Here is a 288-nt window from a genome sequence, read left to right as displayed (position 1 = left end):
AATTCGTAGGATATACTCCCAAAATTGAAACAGTTCCTCCCCGTCTCACAGCGCTCATACAGGCTTCTAACACTTTTATTGAACCTTTTTCAAAATTCATCACTGCCTTTGCTTTATCTAAAAGGCTGCGATCAGGTTCAAAACCAACCGCATCGATACATAAGTCTGCGCCTCTTCCACCGGTCAATTCTCTTATCTGTTCTATAACCTCTTTAGCATCCTCCCATAAAATAGTTTCGCAGCCTGTCAGTCTCTTAATCTGGTCAAGTCGGTACTGAAGGGTATCAA

1 pseudogene is annotated in these 288 nt (G+C 42.0%); it reads right to left on the bottom strand.

Going from position 1 to position 288, the window contains the following annotated elements:
• Window positions 1–288: pseudogene (locus tag SB679_RS23780) on the bottom strand (glutathione-dependent formaldehyde dehydrogenase); the annotation flags it as partial.

It is taken from the genome of Chryseobacterium sp. SIMBA_029, assembly GCF_046535275.1.
GTDB lineage: Bacteria > Bacteroidota > Bacteroidia > Flavobacteriales > Weeksellaceae > Chryseobacterium.
Note: the sequence above shows the minus strand (reverse complement) of the source record. Positions and strands in the feature narration are given on the sequence as shown.